The following is a 14,899-nucleotide window of genomic DNA, read 5'->3' as shown; positions in this document are numbered from 1 at the left end:
ACCATAAACCATAATGCTGTTCTGTCCTTCTTTGTCCAGCAAAATAACTGCGGATCCAGTACCGGCGCTTGAGGTCACATTAATATGATCTGTGTTAATCTGATCTTTTTTTAATGCATTAATCATGAATTCACCGGCGCTGTCTTCACCAACTTGGCCGATAAAACTGGTCTGGGCATGTGATCGGGCAGCTGCAACAGCCTGATTGGCACCTTTTCCCCCTGCAGAATTAGTCTTGCTTTGCGCACTAATGGTTTCACCCGGCTTTGGCATCTGCGCAATGTGGAGGGTAGTATCAACATTTAAACTTCCTAGTACAACTACTTTATTTGTCATTTTTAAGGCTCCTCTTAATATAAATATGTACAAACAAGTTTAGAGATTCGAATCACCCGTTCGCCGTGTTGATCACGTCAATCTCTGCCCGCCGTACATTCCTCATAATCAATGATTAATTCTACAAAAGCATCCAATCGATGCCCTGAGAATAACAGGTTTTCTACTAAAATCGAAAATCAAGTAAAACCTTTCACTAAAGAGAATACCAGATCTGAAATCCTTTTACAAATAAAAATTTCAAGAATTAATATTCTTAACACTTTCCCTCTCAACAAGCTCAATCGGCAAAGAGACACTTTGAAACGGCCGATCTCTGTCTTGAATTCGTTTTAGAATCAGTTTCGCCGCGCTTTCTCCCATTTCAAATGATGGTTGATGAATGGTCGTTAATGTTGGTGTAACGTATTCGGTTAAATCAATATCATCATAGCCAACAATTGAAATGTCATCGGGAATCCTTAACCCTGCTTCATGAATACCACGATATAAGCCGATAGCAATTTCATCATTTAACGCAAAGATTGCCGTAGGATTATGCACCAAGGCTTGTTTTGTTGCATGATACCCTCCCAATTTGGTTAGTTCGGTTTCAACGATTTGTTCATCTGCAATCGACAAACCATGGCTGCGAAATACATCAAGGAATCCGGTAAGCCGCTGTTTAAGGTTGAGGGTTGGGTGTTGATCAGTAACAACGGTTACTCTTTGATGACCCTTTTGGATAAGATAATTTGCTAACAACTCTCCACCATGGTAATTATTAACATCTACCTGATCCCCGTCTGCAACCGGAGCTTGATCAGTCAGCAAATAAGGAATGCCGTTCTGATTTAGAATATTATCAATGTAACTAACATCCGAGATGGCAGAAGCAATTATCATGCCGTCTGCGGCCCTTCTGATAGATTCAAACAAGTAATAGCTTTCCAACTTTTGATTGTTGTTAGACCCAAAAATAAGCGGAATATAACCATTGTCCATAGCCACAGACTCAATTCCCCTTAAGAAATGACTAAAAAAGGGATTATTAATGTTTGGAACCAAAACACCAATTGTCCGACCACTTCGACGAATTAAACTCTGAGCGTTAAAATCAGGGACATATCCCATCTCTTTTTGTAATTGATGAACTTTTTTAACCGTTTTTTCACTAAAACGATCATCTTTTCCGTTAAGAATCTGTGAAACTGTCGTAACGGAAACATTGGCACGCTTTGCCAAATCCGTGATAGTAACTTTTTTTGTCATAACTATTCTCCATTCAAGGCATAATCTAATACAGATAAGTATATCATGATTAAACTAAACAGTTTTACTTGATATTTGCTAAAACTCACTATTCATCAAATTTTTTACAGGACATAAACCGCCATTCCAGCAACTTTAGTCAAAAAAAGCGGCTCTAATCAAAAACTGATTATACGCCACCGTTTATAAAAACTATTAACTTCATTTTCCACTAATCATACTTTATTCTTTAACAATTTTATCAATCTGTGATAACTCATCATCAGTAAAATCAAGATTATCTAATGCTTTTAAATTATCTTCCAAATGGGCTACTTTTGAGGCACCGGTTACAACACTGGCAACCGTCTTATCATGAAGCAGCCAAGCTAAAGACATCTGAGCAAGATTTTGCCCGCGGTTCTTAGCAATGTCGTTTAACTCATTCAATTTCTTAACAAGTTCGTCTTTACCATGCTTGATTACAAACTGGTTGCTCCAATGAACTTTAACATCATCACTCATTCCGCCAAGATATTTATCGGTTAATAGTCCTTCTGCTAAAGGCCCATAAGCAATCAAAGCTTTATTCTCATCCTTCAGTGTCTTCAGAAGACCATCATCCTCAACTTCGCGATTTAACATATTATATGAAGCCTGGTTAACCACAAATGGCGTATGCAAGTCATTAAAATATTGCGTTATTTCTTTTGTTTGTTCTGAATTATAATTGGAAATGCCAATATAGAGTGCCTTACCAGACCGCACAATCCCATCTAACGCATTAGCGGTTTCTTCCAAATTAGTGTTTGGATCAAATCGATGACTGTAATAAATGTCAACATAATCCAACCCCATTCGTTTCAGACTGCCATCCAACGCATTAACTAATGTTTTTTTGGATGAAAAGTTACCATAAGGACCGGGCCACATATTAAAACCGGCTTTAGTCGTAATAACCAGTTCATCACGATAAGGTTTTAAATTGGCACGATAAACGTCACCAAACATTCTTTCTGCCGCACCAGAAGTCGGCCCATAATTATAAGCCAAATCAAAACTGAAGATGCCTTCATCAAACGCCTTTAAAATAACCTTTTCGCTGTCTCCATAGTTAGCATCATCGCCAAAACTATGCCACATTCCAAATGACAAAGCAGGTACTTGAAGTCCAGAGTCTCCTGCTCGTCTCACAACTGCATGATCATAACGTCCTTCATTTGCCTTGTACATATACATAAATCAATCCACCCTTAATAAAAAATTATCTTCCAAACAGTTTTCCAACTGATTGTTGATTATGAATCAAAGTAATTGCTTCACCGAATAAATCCCCTACTGAAACAACTTCTAATTTCTCAAACTGATCTGCTTTGGAAATATTAATTGAATCAGTCACAATAACCTTTTCAATTTCTGAATTCTGAAGCCGTTGTTGCGCATTCCCTGAAAAAACGGCATGCGTCGCAATTGCGTATACATCGGTTGCTCCGGCTTTTTTTAAAGTTTCAGCTGCAATGGTTAATTTGAAGGCAGTATCAATCATATCATCTACAATGATTGCTTTTTTACCTTTAACACTACCAATGACAGATTCTGGAACGGTTGTTGCATCTTCGGGAGAACGATTGTCAATAATAGCAATCGGAGCATCTAAAAGCTCGGCAAACTTTCGAGCCCGAGACACCCCCGTATGATCAGGTGAAACAACAACACTGTTGGAATCATTGTGTTTTTTAGCAAAATAATCTGCCAATAATGTATTTGCTCTTAAATGATCAACGGGAATGTTAAAGAACCCCTGGATTTGATCCGCATGTAAATCAAGCGTCACAACCCGGTCAACACCATCCATTTCCAAGAATGATGCAACTAGCTTTGCAGTAATCGGTTCTCGCGAGCGCGCTTTTCGATCTGCCCGTGAATACCCATAATATGGAATGACGACATTAATCGACTTTGCACTGGCACGACGAACGGCATCCACCATAATCAGTAATTCCATCAGATTTGAATTAACAGGATCTGAAACCGACTGAATAATATAGACCTCATCGCCCCGAATGCTTTCATTCACACTTATTTTTATTTCATCATCACTAAATTTTTCGACAGTTGCATCACTAAGTGGCACTCCGACCGCCCGACTAATCGCTTCGGCAAGTGGACGATTCGAGTTTAAAGAAAATAATTTAATCCTAGGATGTGATTTCAATTCAGCCATGTTATCCTCCAAGTATTCTTGTTTAATTAAATACTACCATAATTTTGCTTCCACTATACAGCGAATCAACGTGAAAAGTTAAGAAGAAATCGTTTGTTTAACGCTTTCATCATCCTTTCTCAGCCATTCGTTCATATTATGACATATTTGACTTATCAAATTGATAAGGTGTTATCCCATCCATTCCAATCATTGGATCAACTTGTTCGTCGTTAATCATCTCCCCAGTTAAGTGGTCGGGGAGATGACGCGATTCACTCGATGCCACCGCTTCCTGTTGCTCATCATGATTGCTTCCAATGCTAACAGAATTATTTAAATTGTCTGTTGATGGATTTTTAGCTGCTTGATACGGTTCCTCACTGATAGCTTCAACCAGGCGCTGCACCAAACTAGTTTTTCTATTTACCGAAATACTGCGCACACATTGTTCAAAAGCCTGTTTCTCACCCAACATAATTAAGAAGTCACTGGCACGTGTAACAGCTGTGTAAAGCAAATTCCGCTGCAGCATTCGTGAGTATTGCCGAACAATCGGCAGAATAACCATTGGGAACTCGCTCCCTTGAGCTTTATGAATCGAGGTACAATAGGCTAGTGTAAATTGAATCCATTCGTTCTTCTCATAAGTGACTTCTGTTTCATCAAAGTCAATCATTATTTTTGTAGGAATCGCTTGGTTCTTAGGTGCCTCCATTCCTACAATAATGCCTAAATCCCCATTAAAAACATTTTGTTCGGGATTGTTAACCAATTGTAAGACTTTGTCGCCAATTCGATACGTATGGTCTCTAATTGTCACTGATTTACCAGTCGGGTTAACCTGCCACACATTTTGTAAAATGTTGTTTAAATGATCAATGCCTGCTGTTCCCCGATACATCGGAGCAAGCACTTGTACATCCATCAAGCCAAAATCTTTGTCTTTAGCACGACGGGCAACCTGTTCAATGACCGAGGGCAGTTGCGTTTCATTACAAGCAATAAACGAACGATCTGATTGGTTTTGGTCAAAATTATCAGAAAGTTTTCCCGCATGAATATCATGAGCAAGTTGGACAATTGAAGATCCCTTTTCCTGTCGATAAATATTATCAAGATGTATGGCAGGAAGCTGCTTGGATGTCAGTAAATCGTGAAACACTTGTCCGGGGCCAACTGACGGCAACTGGTCCTGATCGCCGACAAAGATGATTTGCATATGGTTCGGAACCGCACGCATCAATAATCTAAAAAGAAAGGTATCAACCATTGACATTTCGTCAATAATTAGCAAACTTCCTTCAATATCTTTTGGTGAAGTATAGTCAGCAGACTCCTGTCCATTTAACCCAAGCAGTCGATGGATCGTGCTGGCAGGTAGTCCGGTTGAATCAGACATATGCTTTGCAGCTCTTCCAGTTGGTGCAGCCAGCACAATTGGAAAAGGTTTATCCTTGTACTCATTGATGTCCAATGAATACTCATGCAGTCGGGCATAGGTATTGACAATTCCATTGATAATAGTTGTCTTACCGGTTCCCGGACCACCAGTCAGAATAAAAGCTGGTGATTTCACAGCTTTTATAATCGCTTGGCTTTGTGAATCGTCATAATTAATATCAAACTTACTTTCAACCATGCGTATTTGGTTTTTAATTGCATCATCAGAAAAATGGTCTTCACTATCGTCTTTATTTTTAATAATTCGATTCAAGTGTTCGGCAATTTGAACCTCGGCATTATAAACATAGCTCAAATAAATTCGGTCCCCCTCACCGACAACCTTATGTTCCTTAGCTAATTCAATTAGAGATTCGCCGAGTTGTTGGCCACTCACCTGATGTTCAGTGTTGGTATCCAGCAGGTCACCCGCCATATTCAATAATGCAGAAGTTGTTGTGTAAGTATCACCATTTTCAAAGCAAAGTTCCTGAATTGCGTACAGCAGACCGGCTCTAATCCGTTCGGTAGAAGCAGCTGTTAATCCCAATTTTAATGCAATTGCATCAGCACGTTTAAAACTAATACCGCGGATATCCTCCACCAATTGATAAGGATTTTCAGATATAATTTTAAGAGCATCCCCATGGTATTTCTCATAAATATCCGACGCAATTTTACTAGAAAATCCATACGAATTAAGCCCCACAATCACTTTTTCCAAGCCATCATCAACACTTAGATTATCCAAAATTGCATCTCGTTGTTTTTGGGTAATCGGCACCTGATCCAAAACCCGACCATCGGCGTTGATTCGTTGAATGGCATCATCGCCCAAAACTTTAACCACCCGCTGCGCAGTCTGCTTGCCAATACCGGGAAACCGATCTCCGGAAAGATATTTAATCACGCCCTCCTTGGTTGTCGCAATTAAACTCGTATAATTGGCGGCTTGAAATTGTTTGCCATACCTTGGGTGATCAATAACCTTTCCGGTAAAATGATAGCTGTTTTCTTCAACGACATCGCCAAAGTTACCAGTCACCACAATTTCACTTTCCGGCCAGTTCAAATTGGTATCCGTAATTTCAATTAACAGAACTTTGTAAAAACTGTCATTGCTAGAAAAGAAAATGGCCTTCAGCCGTCCATCAACGTACATATTTTGATTTAAGTTATCTTGGGGTTCAAATAATCCCATCGGTTGGTCCACTTTAATTCTCCTCACAAAATGATTCAAGACTCGCTAGATTAATCAGCAAGCCTACTTAGTCTTTTTTGCCATGCTGATCATGAGCCTTTTTAGTCCCGTTTAACTGAATAAATTTTTCAATATCTTTCAATTTTTTTTGGCCCTTATTAAAGTATGCCGGATCATATTGATTTGCCCTTTTGAAATAACTTTCAAAGGGTTCATCTGCAACCATCGCAACCAGTCCACGATTAAAATTGGCCCTACCATTTTGAGGCTCAGCCGTTAAAACCAAATCATAGAATTCAGCGGCCTGAGAAAAATTGCCAAGTGCTAGCAAATTATCACCAATCATCTCATTGACAGCTGGATCCTTTTGCCTGGTACTTTGCGCAGATAAGGCAAACACCATTGCCCGCTTATTGTCACCCTTGGCCATATAACTTTGTGCCAGCATGATGTAGGCCTCTGCTTGGAGCTTGTCATCATTTATCTCCTGAAAAATTTTGATAGCTCTATCGTACTCTTGAGCAGCGTAATAAACATTGCCAAGCCCAAATTTCAAAGTATCTTTAATATCCTCAGAGGATTGGTCAAAAATCCCCAATGCTTTCATCAAAAGCTCTTCTGCCTGTTCGTAATCCTTCCCCTCTACTAATAAAGTTGCCAAATCATAGTAATGGTGATAATCATGGGGATTGGCATCAATTTTTGAAACCATCTGATGAACAAGTTGATTGGCCTTTTTTTCCTCATCTTCACGTTTCTTAGTATATTTACGTTGGTTCTCCTGATTCTTCTTTTGCAATTCTTTAATCTTGTCTGAATTATTTTTTTTCATATCAATCACCTAGACTAGATCAGTTTCATCCAATTTTTTGTTTAAATAACTTGTATCATTCCACTTAATCAGGGAGAAAGATTTTCCAGCATCATGACTTTCTATAATAGTCGTGCTGGTATTTGCCAACCCACCGCGTTTCCGTAAATCAGCAAGTGGTGTCCCCAACAAATGATTTATCTCTGCGTTCAGTGCAGCACCATGACTGACAATCATGACGTTTTTGTGGGGATTGTTGTTGACTATCTCAATAATGGCGGGTGTCATTCGATTAATGACATCCAAGTAACTCTCACCGCCAATTTCAGCAGGATCATAAAGATCAGGATGATTTCGGAAATTTTCAAATTCTTGCGGATAACGTTGTTCAACGTCAGAAAATTTCATTCCCTCCATTTTACCCAGGTTAAATTCTTCCAATCTGGACAATAAAGAAATGGCAGGGTGACTTTTGAGACGCCTGCCAATTGTTTCGGCGGTAACGCGAGCCCGTTTAATCGGACTGGCATATATATGATTGAAAGAAATGTCTTGAAAATGAGCTGCAAGTAATGCCATTTCCTTATAACTTTCAGAAAGTAGCGGCGAGTCACCGCCAGCACCCTGGTATCGGCTTTCGAGATTCCATTCAGTCTTTCCATGTCGTACAAAATATAATCGTGTCAAAAGCCATTCCTCCCGTATGTTAATCACTCATCTATTATGACAGCATTGCTACTGAATTTCAAAGAAATTCAGTGTGCTGTGAAAAGTGTTTTGCACCTCGACTATTAAAATTTATCATTTCACCATTTAGACGCTTCAAAACTTAATTATTCAGTGGTAAGCTTACTTTAATTAGCTTTTTTCTCATACAGATCTCATTAAGTCAATGACTCTGGAATTGAAAAGCACATTAGGGGGAAATTGGGATGCTTCAAACACTATTGTTTGCCTTGATTCCGATTATTGTCACGATCGGAATCGGGTACTTCGCTGCTTATCGAAATGATTTTGATGATCACGATAGTCAGCAATTTGTAAAATTAGTCATGAATTATGCACTTCCGTTCAGCGTTTTTGCCGGTATATGGGGGACTCCCAGAAAGATTATCATTGCCGACATTCCATTAGCCGGTTGGCTGTTGGTTGGTATGGTTGGCTGTTACATTGTTTTGATTATCGCTTATCGGTTCGGTTTTAGATTGCCACTTGACCTTTCGTCTTTACGTGCCTTATCAGTTGCCGACCCATCGGTCCCATTTATCGGTTCGGCTATTTTACCGCTATTATTTGGCAATCAGGTCAGTGCCATTACCATCGGCCTTTGTACGCTGATTATCAACATTTTACTATTACCAGCTGTTTTTGCTTCCCTTGCAAAAGAGGGAGAAGTCACATCCCTGGGTCAGCGGCTAATCAGCACATTCAAAAAACCGTTGGTCATCAGCGCACTGCTTGGCTTTGTGATTGCCCTGGCAGGTTGGCAAATGCCGGTGGAACTGGAAAATACGTTTATGGTTCTTGGTAAAGTTGCCGGTGGACTTGCCTTATTCTCAATCGGAATTGTTCTCTTTACCAGAAGAATTACCATTAATTTATCTATTGGGGTTAGCGTCTTTGCCAAAAACGTGATTTTTCCATGTATCATTTGGCTAATTATGTTAGCAGTCAATGCACCAGCCAGCCTCATCAATATCGTTGTTTTGACCTTGGCCATTCCAACTGCCACGATGCCAACTACTTTGGCCATCCAATTCAAAATAAATGAATCCGAAATTGCTTCCATTCAATTTTGGAGCACCGTTTTCTCATTCATCACAATGCCTATCTTTATGTGGTTAATCGGATAACCATTAATAATAATTGCCCCTGTTATTTCAATGTTACTGAAAGCAAAAAGGAAGATCAGACAAAATCGTCTGGTCTTCCTTTTTGACTTGGACAAGTCATTTTAAATCAATGCCTTATATTCCGGGTGCTAACCGCTTTGATCCGCACACTCGTTCCGTTATCGTTATACATACTGCAATTCTTCAGCCTGCTTATATGCGGCATCAATGATCGCAGAACCCAAACACTCCTCACCGTCATAAAAGACAACTGCCTGCCCGGGTGTAATGGCACGTACAGGCGCATCAAAATCAACCCGCACTTTTTGACCGTCATCGCTTAAGTGTACGGTCACACCAGTGTCCCTTTGACGATAACGGAACTTGGCCGTGCAGTGAAAGTCCTGACCACGATCCAAATTATTAACCCAATGAATATCAGAAGCCTCTAAATAATCGGCGTACAGCAACTCATTGTGATAACCTTTGCCAACATAAAGAATATTCTTCTTTAAATCCTTGCCAATAACGAACCAAGGCTGGTTATCGACACCGTCGCCACCGATACCAAGACCGCGACGCTGGCCAATTGTGTAGTACATTAAACCATCGTGCTGCCCCTTGACTTCACCGTCAACAGTCATCATCTTGCCCGGAGTCGCAGGTAAGTAATGACCCAGGAACTGCTTAAAGTTCTTCTCACCAATAAAACAAATACCAACTGAATCCTTCTTGTCAGCTGTGGCTAAACCAGCCTTTCGTGCAATTTCACGAACTTCCGGCTTAACCAGGTTACCAATCGGAAACATAACCCGATCCAACTGATTGGCCGATAACTGACTCAAGAAATACGTTTGGTCCTTGTTACCATCTGAGGCACGCAATAAATGGTTGTGCCCATCTTCATCACGCGTTAATTGAGCATAATGTCCTGTTGCGATGTAATCAGCACCCAATTCCAAAGCGTAATCCAAGAATGCTTTAAATTTGATTTCCTTATTACAAATCACATCCGGATCAGGAGTCCGGCCTTTTTTATACTCATCCAAGAAGTATGTGAAGACCCGATCCCAATACTCTTTTTCAAAATTTACCGAGTAATAAGGAATGCCGATTTTATTGGCAACCTTGGCAACATCTTTATAATCTTCCGTTGCTGTACAGACACCATTTTCATCAGTATCATCCCAATTTTTCATGAAAACGCCAATCACGTCGTAGCCCTGTTGTTTGAGTAAATAAGCGACAACTGACGAATCAACGCCGCCACTCATTCCAACAACAACCCGAGTTTGACTGTTGTCTTGCATAAAACCACCATCATTTCAATTAGATTCTGGAGAATCCACGAGTGAAGGTCGTAATTTCCAGTAAAATTTATATTAACGCATTCTGCGATGAAATGCCACTGATCACATGTTAAATTACGCGTTGAAATACGCTGCCATTAATTTCTGAACTGCTGAATTGTCCTCAGGCCTTCCTATCGTAATTCTCAACCATCCCGGCTTTAATCCATTTCTGATTAGGTAACCGTTTCTAAGTAAATAATCATGTAGTTTATCTGAATTACCTGCTTTGAAAAAAATAAAGTTGGCAGATGACTCGTAAAAAGGTAGTTTTTGTTTCGTTAAAAAGCGGTTCCATTTAATACGCTCTTCAGCAATCGTGTTGACAACCCGTTTGACAAATTCTGTATCTTTAAAAGCTGCGGTAGCAGCCACCTCGGCAAAAGTACTCAAATTGTAAGGTAATCGAGCGGCTTGAAGATAGGCCATTAAAGGTGGATTACAAACAGCATAACCAACTCGAAAATTAGCCAATCCATAAGCTTTTGAAAGTGTCCTTAACACAACCAAGTTATTAAATTGCTTGGTCAATTGAATAACCGAAACATTTTTTTCATTCACAAAGTCAATATAAGCTTCATCTACAATCACCGTAACGCTATCCGGTATAGCTTCCAAAAAGGATTTAATGGTGGCCGGTTCTAAAAAAGTCCCAGTTGGATTATTAGGATTGCAAATCCATATGATTTTAGTTTTAGGCGTTAATTGCCGTTTAATAGCTGCTAAGTTCAAATACCCGGCATCATCAAGTGCAACCCGTTTGATCTTGGCACCTTCAATTTGAGAATGAAGCTGGTATTCGGAGAACGTCAGGGCAGGATCGATCACTTCATCTCCGGGTTCAAGAATAACCCGACATAATAGTTCAATGACCTCATCCAAGCCATTTCCAAAGAGCAGATGATCTTCACTGATATTAAACCGGGTGGCAATACTCCGTCGAAGGACCTCGGCGTTACTGTCAGGATATAAATTTGCATCTGAAAAATGCCAACTGTCTAAAGCTCGCGCAACCTCGGGAGAAGTGCCAAACGCATTTTCATTGGCTGACAGTCGAACTAATTTTTTAAGTCCATATTGTTTTTTAAGATCATCCAGTGTCTTTTCGGGAACGTACGGATTAAGATGCTTAACAGATTCTTTTACCATAGGAGTCCCCCAATTCTTGGTACTAAACTACCAATTTTTAATATCTTTTCGATCCTGAATTTTACTTTGACGACCTTCTCGACTCGCCAATTCTTCCTTAATCTGGGTAGTTGTAATTCCCCGCTCTGCCATTAACACTTCCACGTGATAGGCTAAATCGGCAACTTCCAAGATAAAATCAGGATCTGAATCATTCTTAGCGGCAACAACCACTTCGGTAGCTTCCTCGCCTACCTTTTTAAGGATTTTATCCAATCCTTTCGTAAATAAATAGTCTGTGTAAGATCCCTTTTCAGGATTATTTTTTCTTTCTAATATTAATTGATATAAATCATCCAAATTTTGTTCAGCCATTATCTTTTTCCTCCTCTAAAACATTTCGATAAAAACAACTTGTGTGTCCGGTATGACAAGCCGGCCCAGCAGGAATCACCCGCATTAATAATGTATCCTCATCACAATCAATCGCCATTGAAACAATCTTTTGCGTGTTGCCGCTTGTTTCGCCTTTATGCCATAGCTCCTGACGACTTCGAGACCAAAACCAGGTTTGCCTGGTTTTTAAACTTCGCTGATAGCTTTCTTCGTTAACGTAGGCCATCATTAAGACCTGGTTGGTTTGACTATCAACAACAATCGTCGGAACCAGATTGTCCGGATATTTTGAAAAGTCTGGTTTTAACGTACGATCACCCCATCCGTTTTTAATTGTTGCTTAACATCACTAATAGTCAGTTCGCCAAAATGAAAAACGGAAGCGGCTAATGCACCATCCACATCTGACTCCCGGAAAACATCCGAAAAATCTGTCAGCTTTCCACATCCACCGGAAGCGATCACCGGAACTGAAACAGCTTTTGTTAACTGTCTGTATAGATCAATATCGTAACCACTTTTAGTCCCGTCTTTATCCATACTGGTAACCAGTAACTCACCTGCACCTCTTTTGACACCTTCCTTTGCCCATTGTACTGCATCCAAATTTGTCGCTTTGCGGCCACCATTCACGTAGACTTGATAGGTTTGGGTTTGAGGATTAAATTTTGCATCAATTGCTAATACAACACATTGACTTCCAAACTTTTCAGCTCCTTGGGTGATTAATTCAGGATGGCGAACTGCAGCTGAGTTAACAGCTGTTTTATCAGCACCTGCCCTGAGCAGATTCATCATATCCGAAACGTCATGAATGCCACCACCAACGGTCAACGGCATAAAGACCTGGCTTGCAACCTGCTCAATTGTTTCAACAATTGCTTTTCTCTTTTCATTGGTTGCCGTAATATCCAAAAAAACAAGTTCATCTGCCCCCTGCTTTTGATAGGCGGCGGCAATTTCGGTGGGATCACCAACATCCTGCAAGTTCACAAAATTAACACCTTTTTTAACTCGGCCGTGGTCAACATCCAAGCAGGGAATAATTCGTTTAGCCAACATTTTGGTTCACCTCCGCCAAAGTCTGTAACGGTAAATCTCCCGTGGCCATTGCTTTGCCGACAATTGCTGCACGAATCCCCAAACCAGCCAACTGATTGAGGTCTGTGACGTTTCGGATACCGCCTGAAGCAATAACGGTTGCGGCTGTAAATTGCTTTTGTAAATGGCTCAACTGGTCACCGTTTGGACCGCTCATTGTACCGTCTCTTGAAATATCAGTAACAATAAACGTCTTAACGCCAAAAGCAACCATTGACGCCATTAATTCATCCATTTTGACAGTGCTTTGCTCAAGCCATCCTGAAACTGCCACCAGTCCATCTTTACCGTCAATGCCAACAACGATTTGATCTGCGCCAAATTGCTTAATTGCTTCTTGGACCAGTTCAGGATCATTCAACGCTGCCGAACCAAGAATAACTCGAGTCACTCCTGAAGTGAGATAGGTATTGATTTGGGAAAGGGATCGAATGCCACCGCCAACCTCAACAGCAAGTCCGGTTTGTTCACAAATTTGTTGAATAATTGCCCGATTGACGGGACGCCCGGATTTCGCACCGTCCAAATCAACCAAATGTAAATTGGTTAATCCCGCCTTTTCAATCGCAAGTGCCTGCTGAACAGGTGACTCGCTAATCAAGGTTGTCTGGTTAAAGTCCCCTTGGTACAGTCGCACACTCTCTTGGTTTTTTAAATCAATTGCGGGAATAATCTGCATTTTCAACCATCTCCTTAAATTTTGTTAACCCATTAAGGCCAACTTGACCACTCTTTTCAGGATGAAACTGCATCCCGATCACATTATTTTGTCTAACGATACTTGGTATTTGAACACCATAATCAGTCGTTACCAAAACCTTATCTGCAGACGTTTTGACATAAAACGAATGCACAAAATAACTGAATTGTTGATCAAATATATCTGCAATCGGATCAGAATGCGCAACCTGATTCAAATCCCACCCCATGTGGGGAACCTTCACGCCTAAATTAGTTGGGATTGGAATAACATCGCCTTTGATAAGTGAAAGTCCGGTTGTGTCACCGAATTCAAGACTTCGATCGAACAGTAATTGCATGCCCAAACAAATCCCTAACATCGGTGTTCCCTGTTTGGCAACCTGTTGAATAACCGGAATTAACTGCCGTTCATTTAGTGCATCGATGGCTTTTTTAAAAGCGCCGACGCCAGGAAGAATAACGCCATCCGCATTTGTGATTTCCTGTGGATCAGCACTTAATTTATTTTCAACACCAAGAAAATCAAGCGCTTTTTTGACGTTTCTGGTATTTCCAGTATCGTAATCAATCACAATGATCATTAAATGACCCCCTTGGTTGATGGAATCCCTTTAATTTCAGGATTCAGCGTGACAGCAGCCCGTAATGCCCTTCCTAAAGCTTTAAATAAAGTTTCGATTTTATGATGTGTATTACGTCCATACAGGACCTCGGCGTGCAAATTTAATTCGGCATTAAATGCAAAAGCTTGAAAGAAATCTTCTGTCACTTCAGTGTCATATCCTCCCAAGTGATCATTGGCAAATTCTGCTTTAAAAACAAGATAGGATCTTCCTGATAAATCAATGACAACTCGACTAAGTGTTTCATCAAGCGGAATAAGCGCGGACCCGAATCGTTCGATGCCGGCTTTATCACCCAAGGCCTCTTTTAATGCTAATCCAAGCGCGATGCCAACGTCTTCGGTCGTATGATGTGGATCAACATCCAAATCACCTTTGGCATTAACAATCAACCCGAAGCGACCATGTTTGGCAAATGCTGTTAACATGTGATTAAGAAATCCAATACCTGTATCAACTTGAATTGTTGAATAATCATCAAGATTTAACTGTAATTCAATTTGCGTTTCATTTGTATTTCTGGAAATAGTTGCCGTTCTCATAC

The 14,899-nt window shown here is 40.3% G+C and carries 16 protein-coding genes; 1 reads left to right on the top strand and 15 read right to left on the bottom strand.

The window, feature by feature from the left end; translation table 11 throughout:
• The 7 genes from HMPREF0519_RS14490 to HMPREF0519_RS12230 form a co-directional block, all read right to left on the bottom strand.
• Positions 1–336: PfkB family carbohydrate kinase (locus HMPREF0519_RS14490; protein ID WP_003636657.1), on the bottom strand; the 336-nt coding region annotated here is incomplete at its 3' end.
• 240 nt (positions 337–576) lie between these two features.
• A complete protein-coding gene (gene rbsR / locus HMPREF0519_RS12255; RefSeq protein ID WP_003561489.1) occupies positions 577–1,587 on the bottom strand; it encodes a ribose utilization transcriptional repressor RbsR in 1,011 nt (336 codons plus the stop codon).
• Between the two features lie 222 nt (positions 1,588–1,809).
• Positions 1,810–2,799, bottom strand: a complete 990-nt coding sequence (locus HMPREF0519_RS12250) for an aldo/keto reductase (RefSeq protein WP_035463071.1) — start codon at positions 2,797–2,799, stop codon at positions 1,810–1,812.
• A gap of 31 nt (positions 2,800–2,830) precedes the next feature.
• The gene (locus HMPREF0519_RS12245; RefSeq protein ID WP_003636654.1) at positions 2,831–3,790 is read right to left on the bottom strand and encodes a ribose-phosphate diphosphokinase; all 960 of its coding nucleotides are present in this window, start codon (positions 3,788–3,790) and stop codon (positions 2,831–2,833) included.
• A 136-nt stretch (positions 3,791–3,926) separates the two neighbouring features.
• Positions 3,927–6,413 carry an SF1B family DNA helicase RecD2 gene (gene recD2 / locus HMPREF0519_RS12240; protein ID WP_040472842.1) on the bottom strand — a complete coding sequence of 829 codons (2,487 nt, stop codon included), beginning with the start codon at positions 6,411–6,413 and terminating at the stop codon, positions 3,927–3,929.
• Positions 6,414–6,480: 67 nt separating this feature from the next.
• Positions 6,481–7,254 (bottom strand): tetratricopeptide repeat protein, encoded by a 774-nt coding sequence (locus HMPREF0519_RS12235; protein ID WP_003636650.1) that lies wholly within the window; start codon positions 7,252–7,254, stop codon positions 6,481–6,483.
• Positions 7,255–7,911, bottom strand: a complete 657-nt coding sequence (locus HMPREF0519_RS12230) for a histidine phosphatase family protein (protein ID WP_040472839.1) — start codon at positions 7,909–7,911, stop codon at positions 7,255–7,257. It abuts the gene before it with no gap.
• A 245-nt stretch (positions 7,912–8,156) separates the two neighbouring features.
• Between HMPREF0519_RS12230 and HMPREF0519_RS12225 the strand changes: the two genes are divergently transcribed.
• Positions 8,157–9,077, top strand: coding sequence for an AEC family transporter (locus tag HMPREF0519_RS12225; RefSeq protein WP_003561501.1), 921 nt, complete (start codon positions 8,157–8,159; stop codon positions 9,075–9,077).
• Positions 9,078–9,241: 164 nt separating this feature from the next.
• Here the strand turns inward: HMPREF0519_RS12225 and mnmA are convergent, their stop codons facing one another.
• From mnmA to hisB, 8 genes are all read right to left on the bottom strand, one after another.
• Complete coding sequence (gene mnmA, locus HMPREF0519_RS12220; protein WP_003636646.1) at positions 9,242–10,366, bottom strand: tRNA 2-thiouridine(34) synthase MnmA; 1,125 nt, start codon at positions 10,364–10,366, stop codon at positions 9,242–9,244.
• Between the two features lie 114 nt (positions 10,367–10,480).
• The gene (hisC, locus tag HMPREF0519_RS12215; RefSeq protein ID WP_003636644.1) at positions 10,481–11,554 is read right to left on the bottom strand and encodes a histidinol-phosphate transaminase; all 1,074 of its coding nucleotides are present in this window, start codon (positions 11,552–11,554) and stop codon (positions 10,481–10,483) included.
• 27 nt (positions 11,555–11,581) lie between these two features.
• Entirely contained in the window at positions 11,582–11,908 is a 327-nt protein-coding gene (gene hisE / locus HMPREF0519_RS12210; protein ID WP_003555187.1) for a phosphoribosyl-ATP diphosphatase, read from the bottom strand.
• Positions 11,901–12,263, bottom strand: a complete 363-nt coding sequence (gene hisI / locus HMPREF0519_RS12205; RefSeq protein ID WP_081446434.1) for a phosphoribosyl-AMP cyclohydrolase — start codon at positions 12,261–12,263, stop codon at positions 11,901–11,903. Before hisI ends, hisE begins: the two co-directional genes overlap by 8 nt.
• Positions 12,233–12,991, bottom strand: coding sequence for an imidazole glycerol phosphate synthase subunit HisF (gene hisF / locus HMPREF0519_RS12200; protein ID WP_003555183.1), 759 nt, complete (start codon positions 12,989–12,991; stop codon positions 12,233–12,235). Before hisF ends, hisI begins: the two co-directional genes overlap by 31 nt.
• The gene (gene hisA, locus HMPREF0519_RS12195) at positions 12,981–13,709 is read right to left on the bottom strand and encodes a 1-(5-phosphoribosyl)-5-[(5-phosphoribosylamino)methylideneamino]imidazole-4-carboxamide isomerase (protein WP_003636641.1); all 729 of its coding nucleotides are present in this window, start codon (positions 13,707–13,709) and stop codon (positions 12,981–12,983) included. Before hisA ends, hisF begins: the two co-directional genes overlap by 11 nt.
• A complete protein-coding gene (gene hisH / locus HMPREF0519_RS12190; protein WP_003636640.1) occupies positions 13,687–14,313 on the bottom strand; it encodes an imidazole glycerol phosphate synthase subunit HisH in 627 nt (208 codons plus the stop codon). The genes hisA and hisH overlap by 23 nt, the downstream gene beginning before the upstream one ends.
• Positions 14,313–14,897 (bottom strand): imidazoleglycerol-phosphate dehydratase HisB, encoded by a 585-nt coding sequence (hisB, locus tag HMPREF0519_RS12185; protein WP_003555177.1) that lies wholly within the window; start codon positions 14,895–14,897, stop codon positions 14,313–14,315. The genes hisH and hisB overlap by 1 nt, the downstream gene beginning before the upstream one ends.
• Between the last annotated feature and the right edge of the window lie 2 nt (positions 14,898–14,899).

The organism is Lentilactobacillus hilgardii DSM 20176 = ATCC 8290, from assembly GCF_000159315.1.
Classification (GTDB): domain Bacteria; phylum Bacillota; class Bacilli; order Lactobacillales; family Lactobacillaceae; genus Lentilactobacillus; species Lentilactobacillus hilgardii.
Note: the sequence above shows the minus strand (reverse complement) of the source record. Positions and strands in the feature narration are given on the sequence as shown.

Bases quoted from the DNA above. Each gene is read 5' to 3' on its own strand.
- rbsR (WP_003561489.1), bottom strand. From the start codon at position 1,587: ATGACAAAAAAAGTTACTATCACGGATTTGGCAAAGCGTGCCAATGTT.
- HMPREF0519_RS12250 (WP_035463071.1), bottom strand. From the start codon at position 2,799: ATGTACAAGGCAAATGAAGGACGTTATGATCATGCAGTTGTGAGACGA.
- HMPREF0519_RS12245 (WP_003636654.1), bottom strand. From the start codon at position 3,790: ATGGCTGAATTGAAATCACATCCTAGGATTAAATTATTTTCTTTAAAC.
- recD2 (WP_040472842.1), bottom strand. From the start codon at position 6,413: ATGGGATTATTTGAACCCCAAGATAACTTAAATCAAAATATGTACGTT.
- HMPREF0519_RS12225 (WP_003561501.1), top strand. From the start codon at position 8,157: ATGCTTCAAACACTATTGTTTGCCTTGATTCCGATTATTGTCACGATC.
- mnmA (WP_003636646.1), bottom strand. From the start codon at position 10,366: ATGCAAGACAACAGTCAAACTCGGGTTGTTGTTGGAATGAGTGGCGGC.
- hisC (WP_003636644.1), bottom strand. From the start codon at position 11,554: ATGGTAAAAGAATCTGTTAAGCATCTTAATCCGTACGTTCCCGAAAAG.
- hisE (WP_003555187.1), bottom strand. From the start codon at position 11,908: ATGGCTGAACAAAATTTGGATGATTTATATCAATTAATATTAGAAAGA.
- hisF (WP_003555183.1), bottom strand. From the start codon at position 12,991: ATGTTGGCTAAACGAATTATTCCCTGCTTGGATGTTGACCACGGCCGA.
- hisA (WP_003636641.1), bottom strand. From the start codon at position 13,709: ATGCAGATTATTCCCGCAATTGATTTAAAAAACCAAGAGAGTGTGCGA.
- hisH (WP_003636640.1), bottom strand. From the start codon at position 14,313: ATGATCATTGTGATTGATTACGATACTGGAAATACCAGAAACGTCAAA.
- hisB (WP_003555177.1), bottom strand. From the start codon at position 14,897: ATGAGAACGGCAACTATTTCCAGAAATACAAATGAAACGCAAATTGAA.